Raw genomic sequence first — 12,425 nt, 5'->3', positions numbered from 1 at the left:
GGCGTCTGTGCGCGCAGGGTGGTCCGCCTCCGAGCACGTTAGGGGCCAGCCATGTCCGACCACCTGTTCCGCGACCGCAGAGACGCCGGTCGCGCGCTGGCGGGGCTGCTCGACCGATATCGAGGTGAGCCGGACGTCCTCGTCCTCGCCCTGCCGCGCGGCGGAGTCCCCGTCGGCTTCGAGGTGGCCAGAGCGCTGGGCGCGCCCCTCGACGTCTTCCTCGCCCGCAAGCTCGGCGTGCCCGGCCAGGAGGACCTGGCGATGGGCGCGGTCGCCGGCGACGGCGTGATCGCGCTCGACGACGACGTCATCCGCGGCCTCGCCATCCCCGCCGAGGTGGTGGAGCACGTCGCCGACTGGGAGGGCCGCGAGATCCCCCGCTGGGAACGGCACTTCCGGCAGGACCGCCCGCCGCGCCCGATCGAGGGCCGGGTGGTGATCCTGGTGGACGACGGCCTGAGCACCGGGGCCGCCCTGCGCGCCGCCGTCAAGGCGCTGCGCCGCTCGGGCCCGGCGCGGGTCGTGGTCGCCCTCCCGGCCGTCGCCCAGGCCACCTGCGAGGACCTGACCGCGCAGGCGGACGAGGTCGTCTACGCCACCACGCCCTCGCCGTTCTTCGCCGTCGACCAGTCCTACTGGGACTTCGCCGAGATCACCGTCGAGGACGTCCGGGACCTGCTGCGCGCGTCGGCGGCCGCGCTGCCCGCCCGGGCCGGGCCGCCGGGCTCCGGCGAGGTCGCGGCCGTGCGCGCGGAGGCGCTGCCGACGGCGGACGGCGTCCCGCACCCGGACGTGCTCGCCGACGTGGTCGGGGACGCGCGCCTGGTGCTCGTCGGCGGCGCCTCCCACGGCACGCACGAGTTCCACGCGGCCCGCGCCGCCATGACCCGGTGGCTCATCGAGGAGAAGGGCTTCTGCGCCGTCGCGGTGCAGGCCGACTGGCCCGACGCCTACCGGGTCAACCGGTACGTCCTCGGGCACGGCCACGACGCCACGCCCGAGGAGGCGCTGCGCGGCTTCCGCCGCTTCCCGGTGTGGATGTGGCGCAACACCGTGGTGCTCGGCTTCGTCGCCTGGCTGCGCGAGCACAACGACCGGATCCTCGGGGAGCACCCGCACAAGACCGGCTTCTACGGGCTCGACATGTTCGGGATGCACCAGGCGATGCGCGAGATCGTCGCCCATCTGGAGGGCGTGGACCCGGCCGCCGCCGCGTGCGCGCGCGAGCGTTACGCCTGCTTCGACCACCTCGGCAGCGGCGAGGCCCAGGCGTACGGCTTCACGGCGGCCTGCGGGGCCGGGGAGGACTGCGAGGACGAGGTGGTCGAACTCCTGGTGGGCCGGCGGCGCGATGCGATGCGGTCGGTGCGGCGCCAGGGGCTGCTCCCCGAGGACGAGCTGTTCGTCGCCGAGCTGAACGCGCTGGCGGTGAAGTCGGCGGACGAGCACTATCGTTCGATGTTCTCCGGGCGGATCGCGTCCTGGAACCTGCGCGAACGGCACATGGCCGACACGCTGGACGCCCTGCTGGAGCACCTGGGCCGTCACCGGGAACGCCCGGCGAAGATCGTGGTGTGGGCCCACAACGCGCACGTCGGCGACGCGCGCGCCACCGAGGCGGCCTGCCGCGGGGAGATCGACCTCGGCGGGCTCGTCCGCGAACGGCACGGGGACGACTGCCGCATCGTCGGCCTCACCACTTACACGGGCACGGTCACCGCCGCCGACCGCTGGGAGGGGCCGGCCGGGCGCAAGTGGCTGAGGCCGGCCCTGTCCGACAGCGTGGAGGAGCTCTTCCACGAGGTGGGGGAGAAGGAGTTCCTCGCCGCGTTCAGGACGGCGCCGCGCACGCGCGACGTGCTGGGCTCCGCGCGGCTGGAGCGCATGGTGGGCGCCGTCTACCGCCCGCGCTCGGAGCGCAGGAGCCACTACTTCCGCGCCCGGCTGGCCGACCAGTTCGACGCCGTCGTCCACGTGGACGAGACCCGGGCCGTGGAGCCCCTGGACGACGCGGCGCGCTGGGCGGCCGGGGAGCTTCCCGAGACCTACCCCGCAGGCGTCTGAGTGTGAGGAGGACGCGATGACAGTCACCGAAACCGTCTCGATTCCCGCGGCCGGGGTCTCGCTCGACGCGGACGTCGTGGTGCCGCGCCCCGCCCATGGTGTGGTGCTGTTCGTGCACGGCAGCGGCAGCGGCCGGCGCAGCCCCCGCAACCGTCATGTGGCGGTCGAGCTCCAGGTCGCGGAGCTGGCGACCGTCCTGGTGGACCTGCTGACCCCCGAGGAGGAGCGGGTGGACTCCCTCACGGCGGCGCTGCGGTTCGACATCGGCCTGCTGGCGGAGCGGGTGGTCGCGCTGGTCGACTGGGCAGGGCGGCACGGGCCGCTGGCCGAGCTCGGCATCGGGCTCTTCGGCGCGAGCACGGGCGCGGCGGCGGCGCTGGTCGCCGCGGCGGAGCGGCCCGTCTCGGTGCAGGCGCTCGTGTCGCGGGGCGGCCGTCCGGATCTGGCCGGCGACCACCTGCGCCGGGTACGCCAGCCGACCCTGCTGATCGTCGGCGAGCTCGACCCGGTGGTGATCGAGCTGAACCGCGAGGCGATGGAGCTGCTGAAGGGCGAGACGGCCTTCGCCGTGGTCGCGGGCGCCACGCACCTGTTCGAGGAGCCCGGAGCCCTGGACCAGGTGGCGCACCTGGCCCGCGACTGGTTCCGCCGTCGCCTGAAGAGCGTGCCGCACCGCCAGATCCATCCCCTGACGTAGCCGCCCGGTACTTCGGACGGGCGTGCAGGAAGATCGTTGATCGGACGACGCAGGGCGTATCGGGGTGAGACCGCCTAGGTGCCGCGATCAACCCTTTGCTTCATGTTGTCCCGCTTAGGGTGTCGGTCCCGTGCGTACGCACCGTAGCCTGGCGACTACGGTACATAACGGAGCGTACACATGCCTGTGACATCCAGCACGCGCCTGGCCGTCGGCGAGGCGTTCGCCCGGCGGGAAGCCGCGGGCCGCCGCCTGGCGGAGGACGCGGAGCGCATCGCGCAAGCGTGTCGCGACATGGCGGCGAGATTCCACCAGGGCGGCAAGCTGATCGTCTTCGGCAACGGGGGCGCGGGCACGGACGCCTCGCACGTCGCGGTGGAGTTCATGCATCCGGTCGTCGTGGGCAAGCGGGCGCTGCCGGCGATGGCCCTCGGCAACGACGCCGCCACGGTCACGGGCGTGAGCGCACGCGAGGGGTTCTCCGAGGTCTTCGCCCACCAGATACGGCACTGGGCGGACCCGGCGGACATCGCGCTCGGGATCTCGCCCGACGGCCGGTGTGCCAACGTTCTGCTCGGGCTGGAGACGGCCCGCGAGCTGGGTCTGTACACGATGGGCCTCGTGGGCGGCGACGGCGGCGCGGTGGCGCGGAGCCCGGCCGTCGACCAGGCGCTGATCGCCAGGTCCTGCGACCCGGCGGTGGTGAAGGAAATCCACGTCACCACCTACCACGTGCTGTGGGAGCTGGTTCATGTCTTCTTCGCCCAGACCGTCCCGCCCGGGCCCGCCAGGACCCCGGCCGTCGAGCCCGAGGCCGCCGCGCGCGGTGGCGCGGAGGCGGTGAGATGAGCGAGCGCCAGGACCCGCGCGCGGACGCCTGCCTGACCTGCTCGGACGAGGCGCTGCCCGCCCGCGTGCTCCGGCTGACCGGCTCCGGCCTCGCGGTCGTGAGGGTCCGGGGAACCGCGTGCGTGGAGGGCGCCGAGGAGGCCGAGGAGGTCGAGGAGCAGGTGAGCGTCGCCCTGGTCGACTGCGGGCCCGGCGACACGGTCCTCGTGCACGCCAAGGAGGCCATCGCCGTGATCGCCAAGGGCGGCGGCGCCGATGATGGACAGGGCCATGGTTGAGGAGGCGCGCGCCGAGGCGGTGCGGCGTCTCTACCCGTTCCTGTACGGCGGCGGGGACGCGGACAGCCGCGCGCCCGCGGAGGACGGCTGCCGGGGGCGTACCGCCGGCGGCACGGACCCGGCGCGGCGGACGGCCGGGCACGCGGTCTGGTCCACCGAGGTGAAGGCCGACGAGATCGTGCGGCTGCGCCGCCAGGTGGGGGAGATGTACGCCGACCGGCTGGCCGTGTGCGCCGCCGAGATGGCGGAGCGGTTCGCCGCCGGGGGCAGGCTCTTCACGTTCGGCAACGGCGGCAGCAGCACGGACGCGCAGGAGATGGCGACCTGCTACCTCAACCCGCCGTACGGCCGCCCGCTGCCCGCGCTGTCGCTGACCGCCGACGTCGCCGTGGTGACCGCCCTGTCCAACGACGTCGGGTTCGACGTCGTCTTCGCCCGGCAGATCGCCGCCTACGGCCGGCCCGGTGACATGGCCGTCGGCCTGTCGACCAGCGGCGGCTCCCTCAACCTCGTGCAGGCGTTCCAGGAGGCCGGCCGCGTCGGCATGCTGACGGCCGGCCTCGCCGGCTACCAGGGCGGGCGGCTCGCCGAACTGGCCGAGCTCGACGTGCTGGACCACCTGTTCGTCATCCCGTCCTCGTCGGTGCACCGCATCCAGGAGGCGCAGACGACGGTCTACCACGTGCTCTGGGAGATCACCCAGCGGCTGCTGGACCCCGGTGACGGGGCGGGGCCGCCGGGAGGGTGACCGCCCGGAGGCGCCGGGTGAGGCCTCGGCCTCGTCCAAGTCCGGCCGAGGGGCCGGGAGATCGGGAAGAACGGGGAGGCGATATGGCAACGACGGCGAAGGCAGCGGGTGGCGCGGAGCGCGAACAGGACGAGCCCGTCGTCCACATCCTCTGGCTGAACGCGGGGATGAGCTGCGACGGCGACTCCGTCGCGCTCACCGCGGCGATGCAGCCGGCAATCGAGGACATCTTCCTCGGCACCCTTCCCGGGCTGCCGAAGGTCGACGTCCACTGGCCGCTGCTGGACATGCACAGCGGGCCGATGCAGGGGTCCGACGCCATGATCGAGTGGTACTTCATGGCGGCCGAGGGCGGCCTGGAGCCGTTCGTGCTGGTCGTCGAGGGGTCGGTCCCGAACGAGTCGATCAAGCAGGAGGGCTACTGGTCGGGGTTCGGCAACAATCCCGAGACCGGCCAGCCGATGACCCTGCCCGAGTGGCTCGACCGCCTCGCGCCGCAGGCCACCGCGATCATCGCGGCGGGCACGTGCGCGACGTACGGCGGCATCCACGCCATGGCGGGCAACCCGACCGGCTCGATGGGCGTGGCCGACTACCTCGGCTGGGAGTGGCGGTCGAAGGCCGGCGTGCCGATCGTCAACGTGCCGGGCTGCCCGATCCAGCCGGACAACATGTCCGAGACCATGCTGTACCTGCTCTACCAGCTCAACGGGCAGGCCCCGATGATCCCGCTGGACGAGGCGCTGCGCCCGACCTGGCTGTTCGGTCAGACCGTCCACGAGGGCTGCGACCGGGCCGGGTACTACGAGCAGGGCCAGTTCACCCTCGAGTACGGCGCGCCGCAGTGCCTGGTCAAGATCGGCTGCTGGGGTCCGGTCGTCAAGTGCAACGTCCCCAAGCGCGGATGGATGGCCGGCATCGGCGGCTGCCCGAACGTGGGCGGCATCTGCATCGCCTGCACGATGCCCGGCTTCCCCGACAAGTTCATGCCGTTCATGGACGAGCCGCCCGGGGCCCGCGTGTCCTCGACGGTCAGCGCCATGTACGGCGGCGTCGTCCGCAGGCTGCGCGACATCACGTTCAGGACAGTCGACAAGGAGCCGAAGTGGCGGGCCAAGGGCCGCGCGCTGCTGACCGGCTACAAGGCCCCGTGGAGCTGACATGACGACCTCACAGGAGCGCAACAGCGACCTCGTCGAGATGGCCTGGGACCCGATCACGCGGATCGTCGGCAGCCTGGGCATCTACGCCAAGATCGACTTCGCCAAGAAGGAGGTCGCGGAGTGCTACAGCACCTCGTCGATCTTCCGCGGCTACAGCATCTTCATGAAGGGCAAGGACCCGCGCGACGCGCACTTCATCACCAGCCGGATCTGCGGCATCTGCGGGGACAACCACGCGACCTGCTCGGTGTACACGCAGAACATGGCCTACGGGGTGCGCCCGCCCGCGCTCGCCGAGTGGATCATCAACCTGGGCGAGGCGGCCGAGTACATGTTCGACCACACCATCTACCAGGAGAACCTGGTGGGGGTCGACTACTGCGAGAAGATGGTCCGCGAGACCAACCCCGGCGTCTGGGAGCTCGCCCAGCGCACCGAGTGCCCGCACGCCGGCGAGCACGGCTTCCGCACCATCGCCGACATCATGCGCTCGCTGAACCCGCTGGAGGGCGAGTTCTACCGCGAGGCCCTGGTGATGAGCCGCCTCACGCGCGAGATGTTCTGCCTGATGGAGGGCCGCCACGTCCACCCCTCCACGCTGTACCCCGGCGGGGTCGGCACGGTCGCGACGGTGCAGGTCTTCACCGACTACCTGACCCGGCTCATGCGCTACGTCGAGTTCATGAAGAAGGTCGTGCCGATGCACGACGACCTGTTCGACTTCTTCTACGAGGCGCTGCCCGGGTACGAGCAGGTGGGACGGCGGCGGGTGATGCTCGGGTGCTGGGGCTCGCTCAACGACCCCGCGTACTGCGACTACACCTACGACAACATGAACGCCTGGGGTCACCGGATGTTCGTCACCCCCGGCATCATCGTCGACGGGAACCTCGTCACCAACGACCTGGTCGACATCAACCTCGGCATGCGCATCCTGCTCGGCAGCTCGTACTACGACGACTGGCAGGACCAGGAGCCGTTCGTCACCCACGACCCGCTCGGCAACCCGGTCGACATGCGGCACCCGTGGAACCAGCACACCATTCCGCGGCCGCAGAAACGCGACTTCAAGGACAAGTACAGCTGGGTCATGTCGCCCCGCTGGTTCGACGGCAAGGACCTGCTGCCGCTGGACACCGGCGGCGGGCCGCTCGCGCGGCTGTGGTCCACCGCGCTGAACGGCAAGGTCGACATCGGCTACGTCAAGGCCACGGGCACCGGCGTGCGGATCACCCTGCCGAAGACGGCGACCCTCCCGGAGAAGACCCTGGAGTGGAAGATCCCACACTGGAACGGCGAGCCGCTGTCCAACGCCCTGGAGCGCAACCGGGCCAGGACCTACTTCCAGGCGTACGCCGCCGCCTGCGCGGTGTACTTCGCCGAGCAGGCGCTGGACGAGGTCCGGCGCGGGCACACCCAGACCTGGGAGCCGTTCGAGGTGCCCGAGGAGGCCATCTCCTGCGGGTTCACCGAGGCGGTGCGCGGCCTCCTGTCCCACCACATGGTGATCAGGAACGGCAGGATCGCCAACTACCACCCGTACCCGCCGACGCCGTGGAACGCCAGCGTCCGCGACAGCAACGGCGTGCCGGGCCCGTACGAGGACGCCGTGCAGAACACGCCCATCTTCGAGGAGAACCCGCCGGAGAGATTCAAGGGCATCGACATCATGCGCACGGTCCGCAGCTTCGACCCCTGCCTTCCGTGCGGGGTGCACATGTACCTCGGTGGGGGCAGGGAAGTGCGCAAGCTGCACAGCCCCCACGCGTTCGGTGCGAGCTGACCCGCCGGGCGCCCCCCGCCCGGTCACCGCAGGCCCGGTCACCGCAGGCCCGGTCGTTGCGGGCCCGGTTGTTGCAGGCCCGGTTGTTGCAGGCACGTCGCCGGCTCCCGGGGCCGGCGGCGCGCCCGCCTTCGACGTGCGCCGCGCGGGCGAGCGCGCCGAGGCGTTGATCGACGAGCTCGGCGCGCTCGCCGACCCGGCCGCCCGGGGCAAGGCCGAGGAGCTCGTGCGCCTGCTCGTCGGCTTGTACGGCGCGGGCCTCGAACGGGTGATGGACGTCGTCGTGGACTGCGACGCGGGCGAGGTGCTGCGCCGGCTGACCGCCGACGATGTCGTGTCCGGCCTGCTCGTCCTGCACGACCTGCACCCGCTGGGCGCCGAGGAACGCGTCCGCGCCGCGCTCGACGGCGTCCGTCCCTACCTCGGACTGCACGAGGGCGGGGTGGAACTGCTCGGCGTGGACGGCGGGGTGGTGCGGCTGCGCCTATCCGGGAGCTGTCACGGGTGCGCGTCCTCGCGGGTCACCGTGAACGACGCCATCGAGCGCGCGGTGCTCGGGGCCGCGCCCGAGGTGTCCCGGGTCGAGGTCGAAGGGGTGGCGGACACCCCGTCGCCGCTGCTGCAGATCGGGCGCAGGCCGCCCGGGCCGTGCCCGGTGCCCGAGGAGGCCGCGCCATGACCGCCGGCCGGGAGACGGCGCCCGGGAGCGCTCCACAGCGGCCCGCACACGCGGGGGCGCCGGGCCCGGCGAGCATGGCCGGGCTGCGCCGCTTCCGCGAGCCCGCGGCGGAGGGCGTGTCGCGGTGCGAGATGTGCGCCGAGCCGCTGGACGAGCGGCACGGCCACGTCGTGAACGTCGAGACCCGGGCGCTGCTGTGCACCTGCCGGGGCTGCTCCCTGCTGATGCCGAGGGGCGGCGGCCCAGGTGCCCGGTACCGGGGCGTTCCCGAGCGCTACCTGTACTTCCCGGCGTTCCGGCTGACCCCGGCGGACTGGGACGAGATGCGGATCCCCGTGCGCACCGCCTTCTTCTTCCGCAACTCGGCGCTGGACCGGTACGTGGGGTTCTACCCGAGCCCGGCCGGGGCCACCGAGTCGCCGCTGCCGCTCGGCGCCTGGGACCGCGTGCTCGACGCCAACCCGGAGGCCGCGCGCCCGCAGCCGGACGTCGAGGCGTACCTGGTGGACCGCCGTCCCGAGGGTTTCGTCTGCCATCTGGTGCCGATCGACGCCTGCTACGAGCTGGTCGGCCTCGTCCGGCTGCACTGGAAGGGGTTCGACGGCGGCCGTGAGGCGTGGCAGGCCATCGACGGCTTCTTCGCGAAGCTGCGCGCCCGCGCCGGGGGAGAGGCCAGGGAGGACGACCGTGTCTGAGACCGGCACAGGGATGAACTTCGCGAACGGGACGGGCGCCGGGGCGGCCCCGGGCGCGGGGCCCGACATCGCCTTCCGATGCCTGGGCGTGCGGGCCGACCCGCACGCGGTGTTCCCGACGCTGTGCTTCCGCATCGGCGTCACCGAGCCCGTGGGCGAGTCCGTACACGCCATCGCGCTGCACACGCAGATCCGGATCGAGCCGCAGGGCCGCCGCTACGACGTCGGCGAGAGCGCCCTGCTCGCGGACCTGTTCGGGGACCCGTCCCGGTGGGGCGAGACGGTCAGGCCGCTGCGGTTCGCGGACGTGTCGGTCATGGTGCCGAGGTTCACCGGCTCCACCGAGGTCGACCTGCCGGTGCCGTGCGGCTACGACCTGGAGGTCGCGGCAGGGAAGTACTTCGCCTCGCTGGACGACGGCGAGGTGCCGATGCTTCTGCTGTTCAGCGGCACGATCTTCGCCAGGTCCGGGGACGGTTTCGTCGTGCGCCAGATCCCGTGGCACTGCGAGGCCCGCGCGTCGCTGCCCGTGCGGGTGTGGCGCGAGCTGATGGACCGCTACTTCCCCGGCGGCGGCTGGCTGCGGCTGCACCGCGACACGCTGCGGGCGCTGCAGCGGTTCAAGTCCCGCCGCGCCCTGGCGACCTGGGACGAGACGGTCGAGGTCCTGCTCGAGGAGGCGCGCGGATGAGCGCGCGGACGGGTGCGGGGTCGGGCACGGCGGCCGGCATGGCGGCCGGCACGGCCATGGACACCGCCCGCAAGGTCGCCGACGCCGTCCTGTACGAGGGGTACCTGCTGTACCCCTACCGCGCCTCGGCGGCCAAGAACCGGCTGCGCTGGCAGTTCGGGGTGCTCGTCCCGCCCGCGTACGTCGAGACCGCCGAGCCGTCGGCGAGCGTGACCGAGTGCCTGGTCGAGGGGGCCTCGAACGCGCTGGTGCGGGTGCGCCTGCGGTTCCTGCACGTCAAGGAGCGCAGGGTCGAGCGCGCGGAGGGGGACGGCTTCGTTCCGGTGCCCCGCCTGGAGGCGGGCGGCACGACGTACCTGACCTTCGACGAGGCCACCGAGCGCGAGGTCGAGGTCGTGCTCGCCATGCCGGCCCTGCTCGGCGTGGAGCGCACGGTGCCGGTCGCGATCCCCGGGGACCACGCCGAGGAGCCCGTCCCGGCGGGGAACGGGGCCGCGCCGCTCGGACGGGTGGTGACCGAGCACCGGCCGCTGCGGGCCGTGCTGCGGGTGACCGCCGAGAGCGGCGCCGGTCCGTACGGCCTGACGCGGCTGCGCGTCCGGCTGGAGAACGCCACCGCGTGGACCGGCGACGGCACGCGCGAGGGCACCCGCGAGGGCACCCGCGACGGCACCCGCGAACATGCGCTCTTGCGTTCGCTGGTGGCCGCGCACCTGCTCATCGGCGTCACCGCCGGGAGGTTCGTCTCGCTGTCGGACCCGCCCGAGTGGGCGCGGGCCGCCGCGGCGGGCTGCGTCAACGAGAACACCTGGCCCGTGCTGGTGGGCGAGCCGGGGTACCGCGACGTGGTGCTGTCCTCGCCGATCATCCTGTACGACCATCCGCGCGTGGCCCCGGAGAGCCCCGGTGACCTGTTCGACGCGACGGAGATCGACGAGATGCTCCACCTGCGCACCCGGACGCTGACCGAGGACGAGAAGCGGGAGGCGCGGGCGACCGACCCCCGGGCGGCGGAGATCATCCGGATGGCTGGGGACCTGCCGCCCGAGATGATGGAACGGCTGCACGGCGCGATCCGGCACCTGGGCGAGCCCGCGCGGCGCGAGCCCCTGCCGTGGTGGGATCCGATGTCGGAGGCCGAGGTGTCGCCCGGCTCCGACAGCGTGACCGTCGCCGGCGTCGAGGTCGCCCGGGGCAGCCGTGTCCGGCTCTCCCCCGGCAGGCGGCGGGCCGACGCCCACGACATGTTCCTGGCGGGCAGGACCGCCCGTGTGGAGGCCGTGCTGCTCGACGTGGACGGCGCGCGTCACCTGGCCGTCACGCTGGAGGACGACCTCGGGGCCGACCTGCACCGCTCCCACGGCCGCTACCTGTACTTCGCGCCCGACGAGGTGGAGCCGGTGGCGCCGGACGGGGAGGCCGGCGCGTGAACGTCCTGGTGGCGGGGGTGGGGAACGTCTTCCTGGGGGACGACGGCTTCGGCGTGGCGGTCGCGCGCCGCCTGGCCGGGGCGGACCTGCCGGACGGGGTGGTGGTCGGCGACTTCGGCATCCGCGGCGTCCACCTCGCCTACGAGCTGACCGGCGGTGCCTACGACGGCGTGATCCTGCTCGACGCGGTCTCCCGGGGCGGCGCGCCGGGGACGCTGTACGTCCTGCGGCCGGAGCCGGGGGAGGCCCCGCCGGTCTTCGCGGACGCCCACGACATGACCCCGGACGCGGTGCTGGCGCTGACCGGCGCGCTGGGCGGCGGGCCCGGCCGGGTGCTGGTCCTCGGGTGCGAGCCCGCGGACATCTCGCCCGGCATGGAGCTCAGCCCGCCCGTCGCCGAGGCGGTGGGCGCCGCCGCGGACCTGGTGCTCGACCTGGTCCGGGAACAGATGGCCCCGGCGCCGCGCGGCGCCGGCCGGAAGGAGAACGATCACGATGAAGCGTTTGGTGATGCTCTCGGCGCTGGTGGTGGCGGGCGTCATGGTCTACCAGTCGATTCCGGACATCAAGCGGTACATGCAGATCAGGAGCATGTGACCGGCCGGGCGAGCGGCCTCCGGCGAAGCTCGGCAGGACGAACCACTCAAGAAACTCCAACCATTCAAGAAACTCGCACCGCTCAAGACACTCCGGAAACTCAAGCAACTCAAGAAACGAGGTGAAGTGACCGTGCACGAATTCGGGATCGCCGAGTCGATCCTCGCCGCGGTGGAGGGCCGCGCGGACGGCCGCCGGATACGGCGGGCCCGCGTCCAGGTGGGCGCGCTGCTCCATGTCGCCGAGCCGTCGCTCAACGACGCGTTCTCGCTGGTCGCCGAGGGGACGGTGGCCGAGGGTGCCCACCTGGACCTGGTGACGATCCCCGTCCGGCTCACCTGCCGGGCCTGCGGGGACGTCTCCACCTCGGTGGACCCGTACGCGGTATGCCCGCGGTGCGGGGATTCCGATGTCGACTGCGAGGGCGGCGACGATCTCGTCCTCGAATCCATCCAGCTCGCGGAGGCGACCCATGTGCCTGGGGATTCCCGGGGAGATCGTGGAGATTCTGTCGGATCGTCCTGATCTGGCGAAGGTCGACGTGAGTGGCGTCCGCCGCGCCATCAACATCGGCCTGCTGGAGGGGGAGTCCCTCGTCCCGGGGGACTGGATCCTCATCCACGTCGGCTTCGCCCTGTCCAAGATCGACGAGGCGGAGGCCAAGTCGGCGATGGACTTCCTCACCAGCATCGGCCAGGCCTACGAGGACGAGATGGCCGCGCTCCGCGAGTCCATGATCGAAGAGGGGTGA

14 protein-coding genes are annotated in these 12,425 nt (G+C 72.6%); all 14 read left to right on the top strand.

Annotated features, from left to right (window positions below):
• Positions 1-51 precede the first annotated feature (51 nt).
• The 14 genes from AB0M95_RS24445 (at position 52) to AB0M95_RS24380 (ending at position 12,425) form a co-directional block, all read left to right on the top strand.
• Positions 52-2,064 carry an erythromycin esterase family protein gene (locus AB0M95_RS24445; RefSeq protein WP_363768742.1) on the top strand — a complete coding sequence of 671 codons (2,013 nt, stop codon included), beginning with the start codon at positions 52-54 and terminating at the stop codon, positions 2,062-2,064.
• Positions 2,065-2,080: 16 nt separating this feature from the next.
• A complete protein-coding gene (locus AB0M95_RS24440; protein WP_363768739.1) occupies positions 2,081-2,761 on the top strand; it encodes a hydrolase in 681 nt (226 codons plus the stop codon).
• A 180-nt stretch (positions 2,762-2,941) separates the two neighbouring features.
• Positions 2,942-3,610, top strand: coding sequence for an SIS domain-containing protein (locus AB0M95_RS24435; protein ID WP_363768736.1), 669 nt, complete (start codon positions 2,942-2,944; stop codon positions 3,608-3,610).
• On the top strand, positions 3,607-3,888 hold the full coding sequence (locus AB0M95_RS24430; protein ID WP_363768733.1) for a hydrogenase assembly protein HupF: 282 nt from the start codon (positions 3,607-3,609) through the stop codon (positions 3,886-3,888). The genes AB0M95_RS24435 and AB0M95_RS24430 overlap by 4 nt, the downstream gene beginning before the upstream one ends.
• Entirely contained in the window at positions 3,881-4,636 is a 756-nt protein-coding gene (locus AB0M95_RS24425) for an SIS domain-containing protein (RefSeq protein ID WP_363768730.1), read from the top strand. Before AB0M95_RS24430 ends, AB0M95_RS24425 begins: the two co-directional genes overlap by 8 nt.
• A gap of 83 nt (positions 4,637-4,719) precedes the next feature.
• Positions 4,720-5,796 carry a hydrogenase expression protein HypE gene (locus AB0M95_RS24420; RefSeq protein WP_363768727.1) on the top strand — a complete coding sequence of 359 codons (1,077 nt, stop codon included), beginning with the start codon at positions 4,720-4,722 and terminating at the stop codon, positions 5,794-5,796.
• A 1-nt stretch (position 5,797) separates the two neighbouring features.
• Entirely contained in the window at positions 5,798-7,582 is a 1,785-nt protein-coding gene (locus AB0M95_RS24415; protein WP_363768724.1) for a nickel-dependent hydrogenase large subunit, read from the top strand.
• 136 nt (positions 7,583-7,718) lie between these two features.
• On the top strand, positions 7,719-8,261 hold the full coding sequence (locus AB0M95_RS24410) for a NifU family protein (RefSeq protein WP_363768721.1): 543 nt from the start codon (positions 7,719-7,721) through the stop codon (positions 8,259-8,261).
• Positions 8,258-8,956 carry a DUF5947 family protein gene (locus AB0M95_RS24405; RefSeq protein ID WP_363768718.1) on the top strand — a complete coding sequence of 233 codons (699 nt, stop codon included), beginning with the start codon at positions 8,258-8,260 and terminating at the stop codon, positions 8,954-8,956. Before AB0M95_RS24410 ends, AB0M95_RS24405 begins: the two co-directional genes overlap by 4 nt.
• Entirely contained in the window at positions 8,949-9,647 is a 699-nt protein-coding gene (locus tag AB0M95_RS24400; RefSeq protein WP_363768716.1) for a DUF6084 family protein, read from the top strand. Before AB0M95_RS24405 ends, AB0M95_RS24400 begins: the two co-directional genes overlap by 8 nt.
• Positions 9,644-11,077, top strand: a complete 1,434-nt coding sequence (locus tag AB0M95_RS24395) for a hypothetical protein (protein ID WP_363768713.1) — start codon at positions 9,644-9,646, stop codon at positions 11,075-11,077. The genes AB0M95_RS24400 and AB0M95_RS24395 overlap by 4 nt, the downstream gene beginning before the upstream one ends.
• Positions 11,074-11,799, top strand: a complete 726-nt coding sequence (locus AB0M95_RS24390) for a hydrogenase maturation protease (protein WP_363768710.1) — start codon at positions 11,074-11,076, stop codon at positions 11,797-11,799. The genes AB0M95_RS24395 and AB0M95_RS24390 overlap by 4 nt, the downstream gene beginning before the upstream one ends.
• A 1-nt stretch (position 11,800) precedes the next feature.
• Positions 11,801-12,199, top strand: coding sequence for a hydrogenase maturation nickel metallochaperone HypA (locus tag AB0M95_RS24385; RefSeq protein ID WP_363768707.1), 399 nt, complete (start codon positions 11,801-11,803; stop codon positions 12,197-12,199).
• On the top strand, positions 12,174-12,425 hold the full coding sequence (locus tag AB0M95_RS24380) for a HypC/HybG/HupF family hydrogenase formation chaperone (RefSeq protein WP_358512682.1): 252 nt from the start codon (positions 12,174-12,176) through the stop codon (positions 12,423-12,425). Before AB0M95_RS24385 ends, AB0M95_RS24380 begins: the two co-directional genes overlap by 26 nt.

Source organism: Sphaerisporangium sp. NPDC051017 (genome assembly GCF_040683095.1).
In the GTDB taxonomy this organism is placed as follows: domain Bacteria; phylum Actinomycetota; class Actinomycetes; order Streptosporangiales; family Streptosporangiaceae; genus Sphaerisporangium.
The sequence above is the reverse complement of the archived record's forward strand: the minus strand, read 5'-3'. Positions and strand labels throughout refer to the sequence as shown.

Excerpts from the sequence above, each read along its gene's own strand:
- AB0M95_RS24445 (WP_363768742.1), top strand. The coding sequence starts at position 52 with ATGTCCGACCACCTGTTCCGCGACCGCAGAGACGCCGGTCGCGCGCTG.
- AB0M95_RS24415 (WP_363768724.1), top strand. The coding sequence starts at position 5,798 with ATGACGACCTCACAGGAGCGCAACAGCGACCTCGTCGAGATGGCCTGG.
- AB0M95_RS24435 (WP_363768736.1), top strand. The coding sequence starts at position 2,942 with ATGCCTGTGACATCCAGCACGCGCCTGGCCGTCGGCGAGGCGTTCGCC.
- AB0M95_RS24430 (WP_363768733.1), top strand. The coding sequence starts at position 3,607 with ATGAGCGAGCGCCAGGACCCGCGCGCGGACGCCTGCCTGACCTGCTCG.
- AB0M95_RS24420 (WP_363768727.1), top strand. The coding sequence starts at position 4,720 with ATGGCAACGACGGCGAAGGCAGCGGGTGGCGCGGAGCGCGAACAGGAC.
- AB0M95_RS24425 (WP_363768730.1), top strand. The coding sequence starts at position 3,881 with ATGGTTGAGGAGGCGCGCGCCGAGGCGGTGCGGCGTCTCTACCCGTTC.
- AB0M95_RS24395 (WP_363768713.1), top strand. The coding sequence starts at position 9,644 with ATGAGCGCGCGGACGGGTGCGGGGTCGGGCACGGCGGCCGGCATGGCG.
- AB0M95_RS24440 (WP_363768739.1), top strand. The coding sequence starts at position 2,081 with ATGACAGTCACCGAAACCGTCTCGATTCCCGCGGCCGGGGTCTCGCTC.
- AB0M95_RS24405 (WP_363768718.1), top strand. The coding sequence starts at position 8,258 with ATGACCGCCGGCCGGGAGACGGCGCCCGGGAGCGCTCCACAGCGGCCC.